Origin of the sequence: Bacillus cereus group sp. MG1 (assembly GCF_040460035.1) — a bacterium.
In the GTDB taxonomy this organism is placed as follows: Bacteria; Bacillota; Bacilli; order Bacillales; family Bacillaceae_G; genus Bacillus_A; species Bacillus_A cereus.
This window is the reverse complement of sequence record NZ_JARVGY010000007.1, coordinates 14122-38252: the sequence shown is the minus strand read 5'-3', so window position 1 is coordinate 38252 and position 24131 is coordinate 14122. Positions and strand designations below refer to the sequence as shown.

Below are 24131 nucleotides of genomic sequence, written 5' to 3'. Positions count from 1 at the left end.
ATAATGTGTTCGTGAAGCGAACGATTACTGTTCCCCTCACGAACACTATGTTTAAAAGTTAAGTATGGATATAAATTTTTTTATTATTAATTAAACTAGTTGATAAACTAGTTTAAACTAAACTATAAACTAGTTGTAGGAGGAAAATATAATGGTTGAGCAAATGCTATCTAAAAACATGTTACTTGGTGGTTTTGATACAGGTAATATTAAAGCGAAAATTAGTTTCTTGAATGAAAAAGGTAATATTGAATCTTTTGCTATTCCAACAGTAATCGCAGAAGCGCCGCCAGCAAAAATAGATTTAAAATCTGCACCTTCTAAGAAAAATGATTACGTAAATGAGAAAGATGAAGACATCGAGTTATTACATGTTCGTATAATTAGTAATTCTTTAGATGGTGATGCAAGAAGCAGAGCGTGGTATGTGGGAGCATATGCTAAAGATCAAGAAGACCGTCAAGAACCAACTGTAGACGAAATGGGGAAAACGGAAGATAAATTTAGCCAGAAAAATAAGAAGTTACATTTGATTCCATTGTTCACAAGTATGGCGGTGGCAGCAGCGAGAATTGGAAAAGAAGAAGTTTTTGTTCCTTTTAGTGGTGGAATGCCAATTGAAGATTATAAACTACGTGGGGAAGAACAAATTTTAGAAATGCTCTATGGAGAACATACTGTAGAATTTTTAGATGGTACATATGAGGGTAAAAAGATAAAAATTACGATTAATGATGGAACAATGAATGTTGAAGGTGTTTCCTCTGTCTTGGCAATACTATTTGACATTGTAAACGGTGAAATAGTGGAAGTTGAAGGAATGGATGCAGAAATTGGAGAATCATATGCTATCAATGATCTTGGTGCAGGTACTTCGGATAATGCTTTCTTTGAAGATGGAGAGTTAAATAAAAAATTATCTACAAATACGGATTTAGGAACAAATAAGTATATTGATGAAATTTTAAAGAATATAAAAGAACGTTTCATGGAAAATGAGATTTTAAAAAGTTTCATGACAGATGAAATTGAGTCACCTTTTAAAACAAGAGAAGATTTTATTCAAAGGCTAGTGATGCCTGAAGTAGAGAAAATGATTGAAGATGATACTTATAAGCCGACATTTAGTGTGAAATGGGGCCCTGTAAAAGAGAATGTTACAGATATTGTAATGGATGGGATGTTAAAATATGCAGAAGATCAAAAAGCATCTCTAATGAAGTTTTGGTTTAAAACAAATGCGGATAAAAACATTGTAGTTGGTGGTGGAGTTTTATTTGGTTACGCTGGTTTAAGAGATCTGAAGGAACAAGATGGCTTTATTTTACCTAAAAACATTCAAGAGTCAGCATACTTTACAAGTAGATCATATTTAATAGCTAATCTATTAGAGCAATTAAATAAAGAAGGCGTTGAAGCATAATAGAAGGTGGATTCACACCTTCTTCCTTGCTATATAAGAATATGAAGTGTGGTGTTATATATGAGTAACGTCGGTTATGAGGCAGGTAAGGGAAGAACATTTACACCTTCTATAGATGCTAAATGGATTAATGAATTTAATGAAATGAAATCGGAATTAGGTATAAGTCGAAATAAACTTACTGAAAAATTAATTCAAGATGGTTTGAAGTTCAATAGAAATAGCGGTAGTACAGGAGCATTGTATATCCCGTTAACTACAGAAAATTTGTCTCAGGGCCAAATTGAAATGCTATCTAGTAGTATAGGACAAGAGATGCTATTAAATTTAGCTTTAACAATGATTGGTGGTACATCTGAGCTTAACAAAATAATTAAAACTAATAATACGAATGAGATGCCGATTTCGGATAAAGAGGACGATACTATAGGCGGTAAGGTTGAAGTACCATCAGCTCACATCGCTCAAGAAATACCGTCTTCTGATATAAAGGGAAATGGTAATGAAAGTAATGTAAGTGAGCAAATAATAAAACCGAAGGTTTCAGAAATGGGTACTAAGCCAAAATCAGCAGCGCTTAAAGCTTTAGAAAAATACAATAAAATGAAAAGCGATATAAAAAATTAGCTATTAATAGCTAATTTTTTCAGGCTGTGGAGAAAGTCTTCTCCACAGCCTGTTTTTGTGTCTGAACCTCTTTTTATGTGTCAACACTGATAAAAAGAGGTAAAGGAGAGATTTTTTATGATGGGTGCTTTAAAAAATCATCGTGATAAACGTGTATCTGTTTCTGTAGAAGAGTTGGTTCCACAAGATCATTTCCTTCGTGCGATCGAAGCGACAATTAGTTTTGATTTTATTGAAGAGAAGTTACGCCCTTATTACTGTGAAAACAATGGACGTCCGTCAATCCATCCTATCGTTTTATTTAAAATGATGTTTATTGGATATTTTTACGGTATTCGTTCGGAGCGTCAATTGGAAAAAGAGATTAAAACGAATATCGCCTACCGTTGGTTTTTAGGGTTTTCTCTATCAGATACTATTCCAGATCATTCTACAATCAGTTGGAATCGTCGTACTCGCTTTATTCATACAAATATTTTCGAAGAAATTTTTGATGAGATCGTGAGGCAAGCGACAGAGCACCGGATGGTGGGAGGACGTGCGCTGATGACAGATTCTACGCACATTAAGGCCAATGCTAATAAAAATAAGTTTGTACATAAATATAAAAAAGAAAAGGCAAAGTTTTATATAGATGAACTAGAAGCTGCGGTAATTGAAGATCGTGAGGTACACGAAAAAAAGAATTAAAACCCAGAAAGGAAAGTGATACTCCCACTAAAAAAACTCGTATAAGTACTACGGATCCAGATAGTGGATTTTTAATGAGAGATGGAAAACCGAACGGTTTTCATTTCTTAGACCATCGTACGACTGATGCGAAGTACAATATTATTACAGATACTTATGTAACGGCTGGAAATATGGCAGATTCCGAGCCATATTTAGCGCGTCTACAAGCTCAAATTGATAAATTCGGATTTAAAGTGGAAGCTGTAGCTCTTGATGCAGGCTATTTTACAGGGTATATCTGTAAGAAATTATCGGAGAGAAATATATTTATGGTGATGGGGTATCGCCGATTTGGAAAACGAAATAAAGAAGTACCAAAAAGCCAATTTAAATATGTAGAAGAAATGAATGCATTTGCTTGTCCGGTGGGGTGTATTTTAGAGTATGCGACAACGGATCGTGAAGGATATCGTCACTATAAATCCAACCCAGAAGACTGCGCTGTTTGTCCGCTACGTGAGGTATGTTTTTCAAAGAAACAAAAACAAAAAGTTATCACTCATCATATATGGGAGAAATATAAGGATATCGCTAGAAAAAACAAACTAACAGTTACAGGGAAAAAGTTGTACAAAGTACGCTGTTCAACTATAGAGCGAAGCTTTGCGGACGCCAAAGAACTACATGGCTATCGATATGCTCGATTTCGGGGGCTGAAGTCTGTCCAAATGCAGGCTTATCTCACCGCAACTTGTCAAAACATGAAAAAAATAGCCCTCCATCTGACCAAAAAAGGTCTGGTGGAGGGCTATTTTTTTGAAACTCTATTATTTTATGTTGTTTTTATTCGCTAAAATCAAAATGATTCCAGAGTGTGGGGAACCCTAAAGGGTTTCCCAACACTCTGAAAAAATTAGCTATTAATAGCTAATTTTTTATAAATATAAATAAACTAGTTTATAAACTAGTTTAAACTAAATTGACAACTAGTTTAGTTTTCGATGTAATTTACACATAATAAATGTCGTTCTCCTTAAGAGCAACTAGTGTTCTTAAGAGGAAATATCTATACAAATATAATGCCACCTAGAACTCAGAATAAGAACACGTTCTCGAACGTGTTCTGGCAATATAGAGTACGGTTAACTGTTGTTCTTTGAGAGAACGCAAGGTGTTCTCTATATAAATTCTTGTAATTAATTCTTAACGTGGGTTTTATGTTAGTATGCTGGTTAGGGTAAAATCATAAAGAGAAAGTGCATAAGTGCTAGAAGGAAAAATATAAAGATAAGGGACAGTAAAGAAATAAGGGGCTGAGAGTAATGGAAAAGAAGTATATTGAATTTATTCTGGAAAATCAGGAACATATGAAGAAAATCGAGGAATTAGAGAAAATATCAAGAGAGTATATGGATTATTTATTGGATAAGCTCGAAATAACTTCTAATGGTGTTTCAATTTCTGATAGTAAAGTACACAATTGGGGTTATATTGAAAGTGAATTTGAGAAATTAATTGTAGATAATTACTTTGTTGACAATGAATGTGATTATTTCGGTATGATTGAGGACGGATACAATCAAGCATACTTTCATCATAGCCCACAAATGTTGATAGATGCTATTAAGAAGGAACAAAAGAAAAGACATACAAGGAAGAGACACCCTAAAAAGAGTTGGGAAAAATTAAAATCTTTCAGTCTGGAAAAAGTAGGAGAACAGATGCGAGATCAAGTCAACTAGTTTATAAGTTAGGTTGTCTTGATTGAAATGTTAGTAGTTGCTTTTAACTTGAAAACTGGTAGGGCTCATGGCACGGGATGTACGGCAGTTGCCTACATTCCGTAAGTCACCGCTCCACCTTTACTCAACTCGATAACTACAAATTGTAGAAAAAAGATTAGCTGGCAGCTGCAGCTAATCTTTTTTACAATCTGTACGTTCCTGAGTTTCGCTTAACAAGGTGGACGGAGCGTAAAATCCAAAGAACAAAAAATTTAATGGGGCTACTCGCCCAAACCCAGCTAACGTTAACCCGTTGGATCGCTGTTTATTCCCATCCCCTCGAAAAGGGGGAATAAGAAAGCAATCTTTCTTAAAAAGGAAGATTGCCGTTTTGTTTAAGGTTTTTCTTTTAATGAACTTTCTTGTGCTAACCTGGTTAGAATATCAGTTTCCTTAATAATAGCATCTAAATTTACTACAGTTGGGGATTTACTAAATTCATAACGTCCATAAAAATTGATATGCTGCCAGGCAATCTTACTAAAAATGAAGTTTGTAAAGATTGTGGTGAATTTGAGGCTACAGTAGAGTATCCAGTAAAACCTTGGGTAGGAGAATATAAAAATATTTGTTCGAATTGTTTTAAAGTGGAAATGGATCAAATGAAAGAAAAATATAGTAAAAATTAATTTAAGACGCGTAATGCGTCTTTTTTTATAAAGAAAAGACACCCTAAGGTGCCTTCCTTCGACTTGAACCATCTTAATTTTAATAATATGTATCTCGCAAATATAATTTTACCATATTTAGTTATTTCACACATTGAGAAATAACTAAATATGGGTGTTTTTGCCCATCCTTCGGGAAATCAAGACTAAAATGAAAAATAAACAGAAAATATAAGGCTCTTACTTTGTGGATATGACCACAAAGTAAGAGCCTTATTTCATTAAATTTGTTCATACATTTTTCCTTGTAGTCAATCAGTTGTCTAATTGCTTTCTCAACCTTTTGTAGGGTTTCTTCTCGCTTCTTTTTAGCCAAGGCTACAATAGCATCTGTAGATCGTTTATGTTTCATGATGATACACCTTTTTCTTTAATAATTTGAGCATCAAAGAGAATTTTTTTAGCACTCTCCCCCCGATGAGACTTGCCTTCGACAAGTTGGTTTCTAATTTTGATGAGGTTATCCAATTGTTCCTTGGTTTTCTCATTGTAAATTGGGTAGTTTTGTGTCATCTGAATATGTTCTTCCACTCGCCGGATTTCTCTTTCAAAGTCACACAGATTGTCAGGGGTTGTACAGAAGTTTGGGCATGTCAGACATGGGGTTACAACATAAGGACAACCTTCCTTCTTCGAAGCCAGGCAAAACCCAAGTGGTACTCTTATAGCCTCGATATTACTGCGTATATATTCCCAATGGATCAAGTCTTCGTCCATGGCCATTTCATTTACTTGACCATTATCTAAATTTACACGAAGGAGAGGTCCTTTTTTCTTTTGTGCCTTTTCCCATTCTCGTCTCAATGTATCATCGGCTATCTTAGCATAGACTAGTGTCATTTCTGGTGTAGAGTGGGCAAACCATTTCATAATGTGAGTAAGATTCATTCCTAGATTAATCAGCTCCACACCTTTGGTGTGCCGAAAGGCATGGTTTCGAAAATGATAGATACTTTCATCTTGATCCACAATGTTGTATCGTTTAGCCAAACGATTTAATGCTCGTGATATATTCCCACTACAAAATGGGTTCCCCTTACGTTTTCCTTTTGTATGAACGAATAAGTATCGATCAGGATTATTTTCTATAGTTGACATATCTTTAGTTTGTTCAATGACAGCTTGAATAATTAGTGCTACATCTTTATCTATAGGAATACGATGTTGTTTAACATCAGTTTTGGGAATATCTCCTTGAAGATAATAGTTTCTGTTCGTATCAGTAATTAAGCAATTATAGTAACGAATATTGAGTATATCACTTATTCGCCATCCTGTAGCCATAAGTAAAATGATAACAGGAATATATTTCTTATCGCTATCTTTCATAGGGGGATTGAGTTCATCAGGATTATGACTTAATAACAATTCTAACTGACTCATTACTGAGTCAGGAATATATTTAATCTCATTTTCATTCCATCGTCTTTGTTTTGGGAAATCTTCCTTGAAGAACAAAGTGAAAACAGGTGTAGTAGGTGCTTTAGGATGTTCAGTACGTTGTAAGTAATCTATAAATACTTTTACTCCATACAAATAATCCGCTTTAGTTCCTTCAGATAAATGGCCCAAATTATGGTTAACGTATAATAAATATTGTTCAATATGTGATCTTTGCAAATCAGTGATACCGTTCCAATTAGGATAATATTTTTGTAAGAACACTATAAAGTGTTTGATTCCTCTTAATATTGTTTGCAATGATGAAAAACTACGTGAAACCGTTGTAAACTTAGCATACTTTTTAACAGCTTCCCTATAGGATGGATGAATATCATGAAATGATATTCGATATTCAGCTTTACTTTTAGAATAGCGTACATTAGGAATATTTCTTACATCCCATATATCTTTTTCAAACTCTTCTCTTATGTCATAGAAATCAAACAGAAATTGATACGCTCGATTAAAAAAAGCAATAGCTTTACTTGAAATCTGTCCTTTTGAATTTGTGATGTTGACATTCCTATTAATTAAATAACTTTTGTATTTCATAAGACCACGTTCATATGGTATCTCTATAAAACTATGGATGTTAGGATAATGTTTGTTTAAAAAAGCAGCTAAATGTTTAAACGTAAATGAATAACTTAATAGAGTTCCAATAGTTACACTTCTATTTAATATTTCTATTGCAAAGAAATATTTTAACTCTTGTCGAATATAGAAAGAAAATGATGTGAAATCTATTCTTTTTTTATTTGATCGCCAAGATTCTTTGCTATCATATACTTCGAAGAAGTTATCCCTTAAATCCCACACATCGTTTATCCGATACCCCTGTAATAGCTGCAGTAATTCATCTTTTTTCTCTAATGTAACCTTCGGTTTATAGGATGTATTACTTACTATATTCATGATTCTCCTCGTCGTTCATCTTTTTTCTTCATTGCTTTCTCCCAATCTTCTTGTATATCTTCCATTGTGGGATGGACATACATTTGCATAGTAGTCTGTATATGAGCATGTCCAGCGCGCTTCTGAAGCGTTTCAGGTCTCATTTCTCCTGTCTTCCATAACTCCGTTATGTTGGTATGACGAAGCATATGAGGAGTTACTTCCATTTTAGTTTTTGTTTTCAAACGTTTGAAAAGGGACTGTACGCTTGCATAATCAAGTGGAGTTCCTTTCCGATCCCCTGTTAGTTTGATGAAAACAAAATCTGAATCTATCTCATCTGTATGTATCTCTAAAATATACCGCCGGTATAAATCAGCCAATTCTTTTGAAATATCTAGAGTCCGAGGACTACATACCGTCTTAATCTCAGCGCCATTAATCAATTCTCCACGATCCTGAATATGTATTTTTCTAATCGTAGGGACAATATCGGATAAATGAAGTGAAAGTGCTTCACCAATCCTCATGCCAGTTTCATATAAAAGAACCAGTAGAAACTTATCTCTGGTGTTACAACAAGCATCAATTAAGATTTGTACTTCATCCGGGGACAGTACTTTTAATGTCTCTTTTGAAACTTTTAGTTTGAGTATCTTAGTATCTTTCATTTTATTCTTAAAGGTATGATGAAGAAATCCCTTGAAATTCCCCCTTGAAGCTGAAGATTGCTTTTTTAATCGTTCTGATAAAGTTATCGAGTAATCTTCATGCCTCATAAGATAATCATAAAAAGCATAAATCTTGTCTAAATAGATATTAATTGTTCTTGCCTTACGCTTCTTTGAATTGTTACGAATACTTGTTACTTTCACATTCTGGAATGGATTTTGAAGCCATCTAACAAATTCAGCTAGCTCATCAATCCCCACATCTGTATAAGACAGTTCCTTTTGTTCTAAGAACTCAAAATAGAGTTTAAGTGCATAGCAGTAAGAACGAAGTGTATTACGTGCTGTACCTGTATTATCTTTATACTTTAGAAATTTCATCACAGGCATAATCATTTCCCTATACTGATTTACCAAGAGATAACGAATCTTATTATCGGAGATAATTACTTCCTCAACCTTCATCTTTTATTCCTCCTTTATCTGAAAAGACGTTTTCTTAAAGTACTTTATTTACGTTATTTTTTCAATATAGATATTTAGTAGATAAAGAAAAAAAAAGGAGCATTCCTGTTCGTTTAATACGTTCAGAACGCTCCTTAATTATAGTCTTGTTTTCCCGAAAAGGGGGATTAAGAAAACGTCATTGTACCCACTTTTTATAAGAGATAGCACCAGACATTTTACGAAATTCATACAATTAGATAACAATAAAACTTTAATCAGCCCTCCCAAATTGTGCTCTTAAAGACAGTTAATCTACGATCTAACATTATATCTGTATCCGTAATTAAATTGATAAATAAAATGCAGAATATTCGAATTATTAAACTGTAAATATCTTGAAACAGCGGTTTTAAAGGTAATAATCGTTGAATTTCATTATTTTTCCGCTTTCTGAAGGGTATATATTTTTATAGCTTTATGTATTAAGATAGAGCTGTGCTAGAAAATACCGGTAAAAAAGCATAAATAAGGAAAAGGGATGGGATTAAAAATGAAGACTGTATTAAGAAATATTGTATCGATGGCTCTCGTACTCGCTTTGTTTGCAACTTCTTTCGCTGGAATCTCCAAAGCTCAAGAGATTAATAGTGAAGAAGAAAAATTAGTACAAGAAGTAGCTGCACAATTGAAATTTGTTGTTGAAGAAGCTGCAATTAAAGATAAACATGGAAGAGTAGTAGATATTGATATTGATATGATAGAAAACAAATATGGTAAAACTGAAGAATTAGAACAATTGAGACAAGAAATCCAACGTGTAAATACACCACCTGGCTATGAAGATCCATTCAAACAAGAAACGGAAGCTGTAGATAACTGTATAGAAAGAAAACTTATAGCAAATTATAAAGAATTTCTATCAGTAGGCTTTATAGGTTCTATTATTGCTAATATTACTAACAAAGAATATGAATTAGCAGCTAGAAAAATGATTAGATTAGGCGTCAAAGGTAATTTAATTGGTTTAGCTGGTCAGCTTGCTTGGTATCTAGGTACATGTATTTATGAAGAAGAAGGCTGGACAGGAAAAACATGGTGATTAATAAAAAACAACCTCTTATTTTCTAGAGGTTGTTTTTTTTGAAGAAAATAACCACATCATAATTTCAAAAAACACTACTATAAATAGTGTTTTTATAAGGTTTTCAAACCAATTGAATTGATTATGATTAGCATAGTTAAAAGCTATCAATACAATATACAGTAGAACTATAAAAATTAACGGTCTCTTATAAGTGAAACTCAAATTATTCACCCCTTAAATACTTACTTAGGAAAGTTACCTTAATACTATGTTAACTCAAAGCGCAATCATTTTCAGTGATTTTCTATATTTCTCCACATTTGTAACACCCCCCTTTTTTAATAACACGTCCTCATAATAAATTTTCTTTGCTTGTTTATGCCCATTCACCGAAAAAGGGGGATAAGCTTAATCCATAAGAAATTTAAACCTGATGTCAAAAAATGTAACTTTTATTGATCCAATAGATGGTTAAATCAAGTAAAACGCAAAAACAAACTAGTTTATAAACTAGTTTGTTTTTGTGTTTTATAATATAGTGGCTAATATCTTCTCTGTTTTTTTGTAAGAATGCTAAAATACACTTAAAATATTTTAATATCATGGGGGGGAAAGTATTGTTATCTAACTTATTTATTTGGATTTCTTTAATACTATTTATAATTATTATGAAAAGTAAGATGCGACTATTATTTAGGATTCCTATAGCTATCTTTATAACTTTGCTAATTTTGTCCATTGGTGCTATTTATGAATTATATCCCAATTTGGAGAAAATTCAGGATGGATTAGAGGGGAATCAAGAAATTATTATTAGATGATGTTCCAATATGAGAAGAATTAATATGTGAATAACTGCATGAATATTATAAGGTGTGAAATACGTGAAAGATCATTTCGTTACACGAAGTGATCTTTCTTTTTTTTGCGTAAATCCAATAAATATATAGAAAAATCGGGGGATACGGAAGGACGGAACGAAGTGGAGCGAACGACATTTTTTTCGCTCTTTGAGCAAAAAAATTAGTAATGCAGGATAAGGGGAACGCCACATACGTGGCTACAACTACCAGGCAAAGCCTGGTATATCATGGTTTTTTCGTGAACACATTTGTGTTCATTCTACTTTAATAAAATGCTTTTATGTGGGAACAAAATGTGATACTATTTTACTAGTACTAAATAACTATGTAGCAACAAAGTATGGTGGTGATAATTATTCATAAAAATAAAAATAGTAGGTACAATGACCTACTAAGAGTCCGAGTTCCAACAGATTTAAAAGCGAAATTAAATGCGGTAGCAGAGGAGAGGGGAGAAGATACAGCAGATGTAGTAAGGCGTTTTTGTGAAGAGGGATTACACAGGCATTATGCAGAAAATAATATGGATTTTATTAAAGTTGAAATACGAGAAGCTTTAAGAGATGTACTGAAACCTTCGGTAGAACGTCTTGCGAAAATTGGTGCTAAAGGATCAGTTTCAGCAGGTACAGCGATGTATATGTTAGTTGAATCATTAGGTAGACAGAATTTAGATGTTAAAGACATATATTCTCGTGCACGGATTAAATCTGTAGAAAGTTTAAGGTCAAAAGGAGATATTGATGAATAATAAATTACTAATGTTTTAAAATTTTTGATTTGATTTATTGAAAGGTATAAAAAGAAGTATGAAAGCTCCATTTATCATGAAAACAAGTTTTTATTTACCTAGCACTTCTAATGCTAAAAAAAATAGTGCCCATGTTGAATACATAGGAACAAGACCAGGCGTAAGTATGGAAACAACAAAAGACTTTGAAGAGTTAGAAGAAAAAACAGATGCCGCACATCATGCAAAGTATGCTGGGGAACGCCCTGGATCACATGGCCTTTTTACCCAAAATAGTAATGAAGCTCTCGTTTTGAAAGACGTACAAAAAGAACTAAGAGAGCATGACGGGGTTGTTTGGCGAATGATACTTAGCTTAAAAGAAGAAGATGCTTTGAATCTAGGATTTACGGAAAAAAGGAAATGGGAAGATCTTCTTCGTTCGACAGTTCCAGATGCAGCAAAAAAAATGGGTATTACAGAAAGTAATTTGAAATGGATTGCCGCCTTTCATGAGGAAAAGGGCCATCCGCATGTTCACCTTATGATGTGGGAAAAAGAGACTAAGCGTGAAAGAGGGGCTTTGTCTAAAGGGGAACATAGAGATGTAAAAAATGTATTTATGAATGAAATATATCGTGAAGAAAGGCAGGAATTAAATTTAATAAAAACTGTAGAACGTGATTTCATTCGAGAGTTCGCTTTAGACAACGTTGTAGATGCAGTCAAAATGTTAAAAGGTTTAGATGAAGTAGATAAAACACAAGTTGGCATTGCACCACGCATACACACGCATGATATTGAAAAATTGCAGAAGTCTCTTTATGAACTTTCCAAAATGTTACCAGAAAAGGGCCGTATGAGTTATGCATTTATGCCAGATGAGGTCAAAAAAGAGGTTGATGAAATATCAAATTGGTTAATAAATCGACCTCAATTTATGGAATCTACAGAACGTTATTTATCATCCGTAGAAGGTCTAACAAAATTACATTCTCATGATACTGAAAAAATAGAATTAGCGAAAGAAAAAGCAATGAAAGACATTCAAAAAAGAGTTTCGCAGGTTCTTTTAAAGGGTGCATTAGAGACAAGGATTAATTTTCTACCAAAAGTTGACCAAGAAAAAGCGATGAAGGCACAAATGCAATTTATAAAAGCTAATGGTAAACCGAAACAAGATCTTAGTTATGATGTGACTAAAAAAAGTGCAGCATTATTAAAACATCTATCCTTTTCGGAAAATGAAATCAAAAGGGTTTTTGAAACCTGGTCGGAGAAAGCGGATTTGGGGGTTAGTGAAAAAGAAATTAGCAAAAGTATTGCTAATTCATCAAAAGAAGATATTAAAACTATTGATGAAAAAGACATTAAAACTGGAGCTGAAATACTAAAATTAGCAGGTTGGACAAATAATGAAATTATATCCAAGTTAAATAGATACGATGACGTTTTAGATGGGATTGAAAAAGTTTTAAATAAGATCGAAAAAAAAGCGAACTCTAACTTTGTATCGAAAAAAGATTTTAGCAAGATTGAGGAAATAACAGATGTATCTGTGGATTATCCATATAAATTAGTAGAACGCAGTGAAGTTTCAAAAGAAGATGTGGATAATATGATTGAAACATTTTCGCAAGGTATATGCAGGGATGAAGCGGCAGCTGGATGGACAGCGTTTTGCATGAGTGTTGCCCTAAAGCAAAGTGAAGTTTCTGAGAGTAAAAGAATTGATGTTGTTTCAGAGTGGATTCGTTCTAATGAAATAGCAGGAGTAGATTTGTATGCGATTAATGAAAAAATCGAAGAAGGATCTAATTTTTTACGTAAGAATACATGGGATAAAGTATTAGGAAATATAGGTGTTAAACCAGAAGATTTTAAATACCCATTCAAGACTTTTCAAGAATTAGAGTTTGACGAACAAAAAGCTGATGAAACTTTATTGCAGTTAGAAAATATTGTAGTCGAAAAAATGGAAGTGCCAGATAGAGAACATTTAACCGAGGTCTATGCAAGGATTTTAAGAGGCGTGGCATCTGACAATTCGTTATTTAAAGAAAAAATAAATGTTTGGGCTAAAAAAAGAAAGTTACCTCAAAGTTTAGTTACTAAGGTAATAAAAAAATATGAAAAAAGAACGAACGACATTGAATACTTAAAAAGACCTTTAAGAGTACAGGATATGACCGAAAAAACTATTCGGGATTACAGTAAGGTTCTATTTGCTACAGGCATGTCAGAAGAAAAGGTTAAAGATACCGTACTTGAATGGAATAGACGGGTGAAAAGTAATGCTCCACCCGAAAAAATCGAAAAAATAATTGAACAAGTAGGAGCTCTTAACGAGGAAAATCAAAGATGGGGAAAAGCAACCTATGTAAATAAAGAGAGTTATAAACAATTAAATGAGACTTTAAATGTTAAAGCTCCATATATTTATAAAATGCCATCATTCAAGAATCCGAACGCTTCAATTAATAAGATATGGAAGTCATTCTGGAATGAGTTAGAAAAAGAGCGTATGAAATCAGAAAAAGAAATGGAATATGCAAGAAAAAGAATGATGAGAGCAAAAGAACAAGAACAAAAACAAAGACAAGAAAGGGAAGAGAGAGGTTGAAATTCCGAATATTTTTAGTTGTGTTTGTGATTTTAGCTGATTTACTAATCTTACCAAAGATTGTATATAATTTAGACCTTTTATTTAAGGGAATTGATCTTCAAATTGTTATTAATAATTTAACTACATTTTCCGTTATATACCCATGGGTAATTTTGAAGCAATCTTATGGAACATTTTATTTAATATTACAGGGCTTTGTTGCCACAGCTATTGTTTTGATTATCTGGAAAGAAAATAGAGGCATAAAAAATAAAATGAAGAATGGTATTGGCGGTCCAGAGGCATCCGGTGGTGGGCAATTTGGGACAAGTAGGTGGCAAACTGAAAAAGAGAGAGATGCTAATAATAGTGTTTGGAAATATGAAAAAGAACCTATAAAAACAGCTGGTATAGTCCTGGGGGCTGATTTAAAAAAGAAAAAAGTATGGCTTGTATCGGAAGATGAACATACATTAATTATCGGTACAACTGGTTCAGGTAAAACACGAAGAATTATTTATCCTGCAATATGGACGTTAGCAAAAGCTGGCGAAAGTATGATTTTAACAGATCCAAAGGGTGAATTATATGCAGCAACCAAGAAATTCTTGGAAGAACAGGGTTACGAAGTAATAATGTTGGATTTCCGTAAACCTAAGGCTAGTACACATCATTGGAATCCAATAAAAGCTGTTGTAGATGCTTTAAAGGAAGATGATGAATCGAAAGCTTCTGAAGCAGCATGGAATATAGCAAACATGATCGTATATCAAAAAGAGCGTACGGGCGACCCTGTTTGGGCTACTGGAGCCGAAAGTGTTATTGCCGCATTGATTTTATATATAGCCATAGAATCAAAGAAAGATAGTCAAAAGCATATGGCTAGTGTGTTTCAATTGCTAGTTGAGTATGGGGTAGTTAAGAAACGTGAAATTGGTGATGGGATGATGGAGGAATATGTTCCCTTATTGGAATTGATTGAATCGTTAGAACGAGGCCACCTTGCAAAATTAGCATTTGCTACAGCTGGTATGGCTCCTGAAAAAATGCGTGGTAGCTTCTTTGCATCTGTTGCAGCAGATTTAAGATTATTTGCAGATCCTTCAATTGCATATATGACTAGTTTTCAAGATCACGATTTAAAACAACCTGGTGAAAAGAAAACAGCAACATTCCTTATTATCCCTGACGAAGTTAAGACTCGACATTTCTTAGCAACGTTATATATAGATCAAACGTATTTTGAGTTGGTTAATTTGGCAAATTCTAGACCAGAGGGACGAATTGCAATAAGAACTAGCTGTTTACTTGATGAGTTTGGTAATATGCCGAGAATTTCAGATTTTGACACTAAAATTACTGTTTCAAGGAGTAGGGGAGTTAGATATAACATTGTTGTTCAGGGATTGGATCAAATTAAAGAAAAGTATGGGAAATTGGCTAATACAATAACCGGAAACTGTAGAGTCTGGTTATACTTGTTGACTGGTGATAATGAAACAGCAGAAGTTATTAGTAAAAAATTAGGAACATACACAGTTGCAACCGATGGTTATTCAGCTACTACTAGAACGAAAGACTTTTCTGCTAGTTATTCACAGAATCTATCAAAACGTGAACTGTTAACACCTGATGAGGTAATGAGGTTTCCAGATTTTGAAGCGATTGTTATTAGACAACGTCAATATGCTACAAGAGTCCCTACTCCTGATATTTCGAAGTATCCTATTAAATTTATACCCATTGAAAGGGGTGATTTGGAAAAGAAAGATATTAGAGTTGATGTATTTGATCCATTTAAAGCGCAATGGGAAGGAGAACTTGAAGCAATTGAACAAGCTGCTAAGACAAATGATTTAGAAGAAATTACTGAGACAGAAGAATTTGAAGAAACAATGGATATTACAAACGAACCAATAGATGTAGCTGAACAAAAAGAAAGCTATATGGACATTATTTAGGAGGATTAGAGAATGGAAGAAAGTAAAGAATTGAAAATGACTAAAGGTAAAAAGAAAAAGATTAGTTTTAAACATTATTTAGCTTTTGCATTACCATATGTATTATTTGCAGCACTGTTTGTAATTGATACTTCAGCATATGCAGCTGATGAGCCAAAGATTTATTCTGGTACTAAAAAAATGATTGGTGATGCTACAACATGGCTTATCGCACTAGTTCCTATTGCGGGTGGTTGTATGGTTGCTTGGCAACAGTTTAAAAAGCAAATGTCTGATAATGATCCAGCTGATATTGCACATGCAAATAAACGTACTAAACAGATTTTAATTGCAACAGCAATTGGTGTATCGGCTGTAGGGTTAATTAAATGGTGGGCTAGTTACTATAACTAAGAAGAAGGTTAAAAAACATGGGATTCATATTAGATAAGATATTTAACAGTTGGATTAATGGAGCAATTGAATTTTTCTTAAAAATAATTGCCGAAATTGCCGGCGTATCTGTTTATGTATTAGAACTAGATATTGTAAAACAGGCCATAATCTATACGCAAGTTATTGCTCTATCCTGGGTTGTAGTTGTTGTTGCATTCCAAGCTATATACACTTATATACTTAGAATGAATGGGGATAGTGGAGCAGATCCTATGGCACTTATAAAAGGTTCTGGTCAAGCGGTAGCAGTTATTTGTACGATTCCTTGGATTGTATCTTATGTATATAAATTTGGTACACAGATGGCTGTTGATGTAGCTAAATTACCTGGAGCCAAATGGGACAAGAGTACTAGTGAAATAAAGCAAACACTGGATTTAATTGCAAAATCAACATCCGTTATACCTCTATTTGTATTATTATCGGTTATCGTGGCTGTTGTAGCCATTATTATTGTTCTTATACAAACATCTATTAGAGCAGCTGAACTAGCTTATGCAGCTGTAGCGGGGCCACTTTTGGCTACTGGATTGGTTACAAATTCAGGGATGTATTCAGCTTGGTGGAAAGATGTTTTAGCGATATCATTAGCCCAGGCTTCACAGCTATTTATGTTAAAACTTAGTTTTGAGGCTTTAAAAACAATGGTATACAAAGATTTTCCTATTATGTCGTTATTCCTATTCTTGGGGATTCTTTGGGTGGCAATCAAAGTACCGAAAACCCTTCAAAATTGGGTTCATAGTACAGGAACAGGGAGAATGGCAACAGGCGTAGCTCAGCAGGCAGCTACAGCAGTTATAATGAGAAAAGCAATGACGAAGGGAGCTTAATATCTATGGAAGATAGAGAGTTTGAGAATCCATATTTAATCCCTAAAAACATTAAAGCACGATTTGAATTAATACCTGGTTTTGGGTGGCGAGAAATTTTCGTCACCTTAGCAGGTGCAATAGTTGGATTTATGCTTTTACTGTTATTAGGAGTTTTCGGAATTCCTATAATTGTTAGGATATTCCTCGCTGTAATGTGTGCAGGTATAGGATATGGTATATCGGTGCAAAATCCACGTACTGGCGTGAACTTACTAGATATTTTAAAAATGATGAGGCAATTCAATGCGAGACCTAAACGATTTTATTACGTTTTTGGTGAAGGGAGAGAAAGAGATTAATGAGTCTTTTTAAGAGTAAATCTAAAAAAAATCTTTCACCGGAGCAAGTTGCAACTCAAAAAAACAAAGCAGTTGCTCAACAGTGGATGCCCGTGATGGATATTAACAATGAATTGCTTCATTTGAAAAACGGTTCGATTGTAGGATTTATAAAAGTTCAGCCTTTGAATATGGATTTATTATCAAAGAAGGAACAACGAAGAAAAATTAAAAGTTTAACTGAAGTTTATAACGGGATAACTCGTGGTCAACAAACATTAACTATTGCTAGACCAGTTGATTTAGATGGTTATATCTATAGGCTACAAGAGAAAAAGGCAAATGAAGAAACTCCAGTTAAAAGAAAAATTATAGAACAGGATATTAAGCGTGCAATTATGATGTCTAGTGGTGGTGAAGCGGTAGAACGTCAATTTTATATCATAATATCAAGCCGAAATAACAAAGATGATATGGATCAGGATCAGTTACGTAGAACATGTAATGAAATTGCACAAGAACTTAAAGGAGCAAGTTTATCCGGACAAGTATGTGATGATCAAATGATTCGTGATTTACAATTCTTATTTGGAAATTCAGCACAATCTTCAGTGGAAAGAGCACCAATAGATAATGGCCCATTTATACAAGCTTTTTATAATGGTAATGATACTGTAAATGATGAGGAAAATGAGGGAGCATAAAATATGGCGAAGGTAAAAGAAAAGAAAAAAAAGATTGCTGGCAAAAATCAATTGTCAGGATTCTTAGATGTAATTACACCTAGTGTGATAAATTTTCAGCCTAAACAATTAAACTATGGGGATAGATTTCAACGTGTACTTGTTATAACTGATTATCCTCAACGTGTAGGGGAAGCGTGGCTAAGTCGAATTGCAAATATTCCTGGTGTAGTAACTTCAATGCATACGGAACCTATTGACCCATATGATTTAGTAAATGAAATTCGTGTTTCTATGGGGGAACTTGGAGCCAAAATTGAAAATATGGGAAATCCAGTTTCAAGAGAAAGGGCACAGGATCAATATGATGATGCAAAGGCAATTTTAAAAAAGATTGATAGAGAACAGCAAAAAGTAATGTTAATGACGGTGGTACTTTTAGTATCAGCTGAAGATTTAGATGAATTAAATACGAGATGCCGAAGAGTAGAAAGTATGCTTGCAGCAGCAGGGTTAAGGGCAAGAACACCGATGTTTCTACAAGAAGAAGGTTTAAGAACTGTAGGCCCATGGGGGATGATGGAAAATCGAATTAAAGATATAGGAGCTAGAAATATGCCAGCTGAGTCCGTAGCAGCAGGCTTCCCATTTGTATATTCAGGTCTTAATGATGGTGAAGGTATTTTATTAGGTACTGATAAAGGTGGAGGGATTATTCTTTGTGATTTCTGGACTAGGCGAGAAAGCAGAACAAACTCAAATCTAACTGTTATCGGCCGCCCAGGTGTAGGAAAGAGTACAGCTGTTAAAAAGATTTTGCGTGGTGAATATGGTCGTGGAACAAAAATTATCATTATAGACCCAGAAGATGAATATGGTGATTTAGCAAGAAATATGGATGGGGATGCTATTGATTGTGGGGGATCACAAGAAAGTCGAATAAATCCCCTACAGATAAGAGATGTCCCATTAGATGATAAAGATGAAAAAGAAAAGTTATATGAAGAAGTTGAAGGAAATAATAGTGGCCCATTAGCGTATCACTTTCAATTCTTACGAACATTTTTCAAACTATATTTAGGTAATATAAGTAGAAGAGATATGAGTTTATTGGAAGTAGCCTTAGAAGCATTATATAACTCAAAAGGTATTAATTGGGCTACTAATCCACAAGACATACCTAATGAACAGTATCCAACATTAAAAGATCTGTACTTTATACTATTAGATTTATCGAAGGAAAATGTGGAGGAACTTACAAAAAAATGGGGAGACTTATCCAACGTTTCTCTAACGGGTGCAAATAGTAAGGATTGGCTTGATCTATCTATTTTATTAAGATCAGCAGCGGTAGGAGCAGATTCATTTTTATGGAGTGGACCGACTACAATTAATCCTAAATCAGATTTTGTTGTATTAAATATTAAGAACTTACTAGAGGCAAATGATGAGATTAGAAGGGCACAATTTTATAATGTGTTAGGTTGGGCCTGGAATGAGGTTTCAAAAAATAGAAAAGAAAAGGTTTTACTTGGTGTGGATGAATGTTACTTATTAATTGATCCTGAAGTCCCAGAAACAATTAAGTTTTTACGAAATACCTCAAAACGTATTCGTAAATATGAAGGCGGTTTAATGGTAATAACACAGGATTTAGTAGATTTCTTAGATCCAGCTGTAAAGCGATATGGACAAGCCTTACTAAATAACCCTGTATATAAAATTTTACTAGGACAAGGTGAAAAAGATATTGAAGCATTAGAAAAATTAATGACTTTATCAGAAAGAGAAATACATACATTATCAGAAGGGAATAGGGGAGAAGCTTTATTTATTGCTGGTAATAGACGAATGCATTTAAAAATAGATATTTCTCCAGAAGAATTAATTATGTTTGGTGAGGCTGGAGGCCGTTAATAGAATTAAGGTGAAATATAAATATATTTGTTCTTAAAAGAACGTAGAGTTTGTTTTATTAGGTAAATATTACTACTCTATGTTCTTTTTAGAACGTTTTAGAAGGTGAAACGGTGATTTACTTAAAGGCAGCTTTACTTTTAAAAGATTATTGGAAACCAATTTTGATGGTCTTGATAACTGGGATTGTTTTAGTGTTATTAGGCCCTTTTCTTTTGCTAACATCTTCAACTCCAGGTGGTAAAGAGGAAACTATTAAAAAATATATAGAGGTAGCAACTAATTTACAGATTAATTGGGTAGAACTGGTCGCATTTGATATGGTCAAGTACGAAAATCATTTAGACGGAAAAGATCCTCATGATTCAGCCTATCATTTTATAAAGCTTAAATATGAAGAATATAAAACAGAAGAAAAATGTATTAAAACAAACAAAGAAACTGGTCAATGTGAAGAGAAACAAACGCAGGAAATAGTTACATCTAGTAAAGAAATTAAAGGGAAAAAGGCAGTTCAAGATTTTTTTGCGAAATTTAATCTTTCAGGAAATAGTATAAGTAACAATATAAAGAAGATTAGCGATATGCCTGGAAAACGTGTAATAAGTTCCTCTGTAACATTAGATGAGGCGATGGATGATGCTAAGTTTACAAAGGAACAGAAAGAATATGTTAAAAAGCTGATTGAAGCAGGAACAATCCAGCAGATGTTTCCCGATGCAGGTACAGGAACAGGAGCAGTGTGTACACCAAGCGGTACATTAAATAAAGAATTAATTCGTCAGCAGATGGATAAAGCCGGTGTATTTAAAGGAATGACCGATGACTTTATAAGTATAGCTGAGAAAAATAAAATTGACCCAGTTCTCTTTATAGCAATTGCATTTCATGAAACAGGGAGAGGGACATCCCCGGCGGTAAAAAATAAAAACAATCCTGGAGGTATCATGGGGAGTGGTGGATTATGGACATTTTCTACTTTACATGAGGGATTAGACTTTATGGCTAGAAATTTATATAAATTATATATTTCACAGGGCCTTACGACAATTACACAAATTGGTGGTAAATATGCTCCAGTGGGGGCAAGTAATGACCCACAGGGAATGAATAAAGATTGGGTACCTGTAACAACACAAATAGCAAATTCATTGGGTGGACTAACGATGAATTGTGAAGCTGGAAATCAAGGTGGAGGTATAGTTTTAGATGGAAGTGGCGGACAAAAATTTGATGCTAATAAAGTATATACATCTATGGCACAATTCCTTGGTAGACCTTACGTTTGGGCAGGTGCCAATCCAGCACAAGGTTTTGATTGTAGTGGTTTAATGCAGTGGAATTTTAGACAGGCAGCTGGGATAAATCTTCCACGTACAGCGCAAGAACAATATAATGCCACAGCAAGAGTAAGTAAAGAACAATTACAGCCTGGGGATCTTGTATTTTTCTATGGAACATACGTAGGGCCAAAAGTCACACACGTTGGAATGTACATTGGAAATGGGAAAATGATTAATTCAAACAGTTCGGGTATAAAAATTGATAATGTATTTGAAGGATATTGGAATAGACAATATTACGGTGGTGGACGAATTGTTCGTTAAGTATCTAAAAGGAGAGGGACAATTTGAAAAGTAGAGTGATTATAAGCGTGGCAGTCATATTATTTATGACGGTTTCTTATTTATTTATATATACTTATGGAGAAAATCGACAATTAAAAAATGAAATTGCGAAATTCCATTCAGAAGAAGAGGTAAAAACAGAAATGAATGGATTTATTAAAGAGATGTCTGAAGGTAAATCCGAGGAATTTGAAAAGTATTTGATTGGTGAGGCTAAAAAGAATTTTTTAAGTATAAAAGAAAGAAAGCAAGAAGATTTAAAGGTTAAGCAAACAGACATCCAAGAGCTTAGGGCAATAGCGAAAAATAGTGAAAAAACTAAGATTACATCTTATGCAACATATAGGACTACATATGATGTAGGTACGGATGATATTCAATCCATTTATGTACAAGCTATTAGTGTAAAGGCTGAGTGGATTAAAACTGATACCGGTTGGAAATGTGAGCATTATGAAATTCATTTGTAGAAAGGTAGTGTGTAAGGATGGATGGTATTATAGCACGTCCTAAATTTGTTGAAGAGATAAAAGCTGCTCTCGAAAGAGAGGCTGCTTTTATAAAAATTGGTGAATTTGAAGAAGATAGTTTTAAGCAAGCTTGTTTTTCAGCAGCTCAGGTTTCGTTAAAGCTACTTTTAATTGATATAGGGGTTACAGATAGTGCTAGTTTGATAACTGGAATTAAATCTATTCGTGCTAGTAAGCCATCTATAAGAATTGTATTATTAGCGATAGATAAAGAGCCAGGCGATAAAACGGTAGCAGCTGTTGTGAGTATGGGCATTACAGATGTAATACCGTTATCGACTGAAACTATAGATGAAAAAGGGAAGGAGCGAGAAAACTTCACCCCTTTAATAGAAAAGCATATTAAGAGGAATACAACATATGCTGATGTTGTTAGATGGCATTATGAAGTAGGAAATGAATTTTCTACTTCTAATGAAAAGATAAAAACCAAGATACTTACAAAAAAGCAGGTTATAGAGAAAAAAATTTATGAAACAAAAACCGAGGTAGTATCCGTTGCAAATAAAAATATAGCAATATGCGGTTTAAGTTCGAAATCAGGTAGTAGTTTTGTGTCTATGAATCTTGCAATGGCAATGAGTGATTATGATCTAGCAATTTCTATAGTAGAACCACCAATAAATCCGTATTTTTTTGATACATTGTTACTACATGAACACGAAGAAGAGGATAATCAATTCATGTCAATTCCTCACATGATTAAACAAAATGAAATTGGAAACAGGGAGTTTAATAATAAGGTCTTTGATATTTATTGGAATGTAGCTGATACTAGAAAAAGTAAAATTGGTGAGTGGGGAATTAATGAATTAATAAAACAAATACATTTTGAGAAAAAGCCAATTAATATTGTAGACTTTGGAGAGAATGTACCACTAGATGCATTTAGCTATATGGATTATATATTTATTATAATAGATCCTCAACCTTATTTAATCGCCAAGGAAATAGATAAAGTAATGAATTTTGTAAAATTAAAGCAGGAAGGCCACCCAATATATTTTATCTTTAATAAGATGAATAAAGGGGTAGATGGTAAAGGCTTATGTAATTCTCTAGGATTAGAAGGAGTTATAAATATTCCGCATATAGATCCCGTAATTACATATAACTGTCTATACGATGGTAGGATTCCATTTGAGCATAAAGATATAGATGAAGAATTTGTAGATAGTATGGATATTATAATAAAAGAGATTATAGGTAATAAGTACTATAAGAAGGGGAGGAAAACTTCTCTGTTTAATAGATTTTTTAAGAAGTGAAATATAGTGAATTTAATTTAATATTTATAAAAAAAGAACTGAAATATAGGTTGATAGTCCTTGTGAACACCTATATTTCAGTTCTTTTTTATATTGATAAATTTTATTTGTAAAAAATGTGTACATTAATTTTAAATATGCTATAATGTTCCTAAAGGAACATTATTAGTAATATATAACTAATAAAAGAATTTTTATATAGTTACAAATACCTAATAATTAATTTTGAGTAGTTGGGGGTTGGTACATGAGTCTACTCATAGTTTCGCTGTTTATTACATATATGCTCTTTAACATTTATACAGATTTTCTGTACTTAAAAACTAAAGGTTACTGGCATCTTATATTTTTAGTTCTTTGTATCTGTCTGGGCGTAATAACTCATATAAAATTATTAGATCTAATGTGTGTAGTTTGCGTTTCACTAGTTGTAGGGATATTGCGAGAGAATATGAAACTAATTCGTTTTTCTCCTGGTGACACGAAGATGATTATTGTTGCATCTTTGTTTTATTTCCTAATTAGCCCAGAGGAAGGCGTATTATATACCGCATTAATGGTGCATATTGCAATTTTCATGTGCTCTTCAATTTTGACAGGATTTATTACTTTGTTATTGCTTTTCAAATCTTTTATACGATTTAA

General features: G+C 33.5%; 19 protein-coding genes. 16 read left to right on the top strand and 3 right to left on the bottom strand.

Annotated elements, in window-relative coordinates:
- Positions 1 to 151 precede the first annotated feature (151 nt).
- From QCI79_RS34035 to QCI79_RS34020, 4 genes are all read left to right on the top strand, one after another.
- Positions 152 to 1423 (top strand): ParM/StbA family protein, encoded by a 1272-nt coding sequence (locus QCI79_RS34035; RefSeq protein ID WP_000230190.1) that lies wholly within the window; start codon positions 152 to 154, stop codon positions 1421 to 1423.
- A gap of 60 nt (positions 1424 to 1483) precedes the next feature.
- A complete protein-coding gene (locus tag QCI79_RS34030; protein WP_000072992.1) occupies positions 1484 to 2050 on the top strand; it encodes a hypothetical protein in 567 nt (188 codons plus the stop codon).
- Between the two features lie 117 nt (positions 2051 to 2167).
- A protein-coding gene (locus tag QCI79_RS34025; protein ID WP_209291804.1) for an IS1182 family transposase occupies positions 2168 to 3576 on the top strand; the annotation gives its coding sequence in 2 pieces (ribosomal slippage) (positions 2168 to 2726 and positions 2726 to 3576; 1410 coding nt in all).
- Positions 3577 to 4044: 468 nt separating this feature from the next.
- A complete protein-coding gene (locus QCI79_RS34020) occupies positions 4045 to 4464 on the top strand; it encodes a hypothetical protein (RefSeq protein WP_000412868.1) in 420 nt (139 codons plus the stop codon).
- A gap of 792 nt (positions 4465 to 5256) precedes the next feature.
- Here QCI79_RS34020 and QCI79_RS34015 read toward each other — a convergent pair.
- Genes QCI79_RS34015 through QCI79_RS34005 form a run of 3 tightly spaced genes read right to left on the bottom strand, consistent with a single transcriptional unit; the run spans position 5257 to position 8647 of the window.
- Positions 5257 to 5526, bottom strand: coding sequence for a hypothetical protein (locus QCI79_RS34015; protein WP_353842276.1), 270 nt, complete (start codon positions 5524 to 5526; stop codon positions 5257 to 5259).
- Positions 5523 to 7532, bottom strand: coding sequence for a tyrosine-type recombinase/integrase (locus QCI79_RS34010; protein ID WP_001028548.1), 2010 nt, complete (start codon positions 7530 to 7532; stop codon positions 5523 to 5525). Before QCI79_RS34010 ends, QCI79_RS34015 begins: the two co-directional genes overlap by 4 nt.
- Positions 7529 to 8647: a tyrosine-type recombinase/integrase gene (locus QCI79_RS34005; protein ID WP_000861877.1), complete on the bottom strand. Its 1119-nt coding sequence runs from the start codon at positions 8645 to 8647 to the stop codon at positions 7529 to 7531. The genes QCI79_RS34010 and QCI79_RS34005 overlap by 4 nt, the downstream gene beginning before the upstream one ends.
- 520 nt (positions 8648 to 9167) lie before the next feature.
- Here QCI79_RS34005 and QCI79_RS34000 point away from each other — a divergent pair.
- The 12 genes from QCI79_RS34000 to QCI79_RS33945 all read left to right on the top strand — a co-directional run bounded on the left by QCI79_RS34000 (position 9168) and on the right by QCI79_RS33945 (position 23486).
- Positions 9168 to 9728 carry a hypothetical protein gene (locus QCI79_RS34000; protein ID WP_000523415.1) on the top strand — a complete coding sequence of 187 codons (561 nt, stop codon included), beginning with the start codon at positions 9168 to 9170 and terminating at the stop codon, positions 9726 to 9728.
- 1188 nt (positions 9729 to 10916) lie between these two features.
- Positions 10917 to 11327 carry a hypothetical protein gene (locus tag QCI79_RS33995; protein ID WP_000260289.1) on the top strand — a complete coding sequence of 137 codons (411 nt, stop codon included), beginning with the start codon at positions 10917 to 10919 and terminating at the stop codon, positions 11325 to 11327.
- Positions 11328 to 11403: 76 nt separating this feature from the next.
- The gene (mobP3, locus tag QCI79_RS33990; protein WP_015406566.1) at positions 11404 to 13929 is read left to right on the top strand and encodes a MobP3 family relaxase; all 2526 of its coding nucleotides are present in this window, start codon (positions 11404 to 11406) and stop codon (positions 13927 to 13929) included.
- A complete protein-coding gene (locus tag QCI79_RS33985; RefSeq protein ID WP_000672077.1) occupies positions 13926 to 15872 on the top strand; it encodes a VirD4-like conjugal transfer protein, CD1115 family in 1947 nt (648 codons plus the stop codon). The genes mobP3 and QCI79_RS33985 overlap by 4 nt, the downstream gene beginning before the upstream one ends.
- A gap of 12 nt (positions 15873 to 15884) precedes the next feature.
- Complete coding sequence (locus tag QCI79_RS33980) at positions 15885 to 16265, top strand: hypothetical protein (RefSeq protein WP_000392872.1); 381 nt, start codon at positions 15885 to 15887, stop codon at positions 16263 to 16265.
- A 17-nt stretch (positions 16266 to 16282) separates the two neighbouring features.
- Entirely contained in the window at positions 16283 to 17140 is an 858-nt protein-coding gene (locus tag QCI79_RS33975) for a conjugal transfer protein TrbL family protein (protein WP_000505795.1), read from the top strand.
- Between the two features lie 5 nt (positions 17141 to 17145).
- Positions 17146 to 17481 carry a PrgI family mobile element protein gene (locus QCI79_RS33970; RefSeq protein WP_000390116.1) on the top strand — a complete coding sequence of 112 codons (336 nt, stop codon included), beginning with the start codon at positions 17146 to 17148 and terminating at the stop codon, positions 17479 to 17481.
- On the top strand, positions 17481 to 18164 hold the full coding sequence (locus tag QCI79_RS33965; RefSeq protein ID WP_000051765.1) for a TraC-like domain-containing protein: 684 nt from the start codon (positions 17481 to 17483) through the stop codon (positions 18162 to 18164). The genes QCI79_RS33970 and QCI79_RS33965 overlap by 1 nt, the downstream gene beginning before the upstream one ends.
- A 3-nt stretch (positions 18165 to 18167) precedes the next feature.
- Positions 18168 to 20060, top strand: a complete 1893-nt coding sequence (locus QCI79_RS33960) for a VirB4 family type IV secretion system protein (RefSeq protein WP_001151311.1) — start codon at positions 18168 to 18170, stop codon at positions 20058 to 20060.
- Between the two features lie 113 nt (positions 20061 to 20173).
- Positions 20174 to 21667 (top strand): C40 family peptidase, encoded by a 1494-nt coding sequence (locus QCI79_RS35115; protein ID WP_000639715.1) that lies wholly within the window; start codon positions 20174 to 20176, stop codon positions 21665 to 21667.
- Positions 21668 to 21690: 23 nt separating this feature from the next.
- Positions 21691 to 22158 (top strand): hypothetical protein, encoded by a 468-nt coding sequence (locus QCI79_RS33950; RefSeq protein WP_000842367.1) that lies wholly within the window; start codon positions 21691 to 21693, stop codon positions 22156 to 22158.
- Positions 22159 to 22175: 17 nt separating this feature from the next.
- Entirely contained in the window at positions 22176 to 23486 is a 1311-nt protein-coding gene (locus QCI79_RS33945; RefSeq protein WP_000348691.1) for a response regulator transcription factor, read from the top strand.
- Positions 23487 to 24131 lie beyond the last annotated feature (645 nt).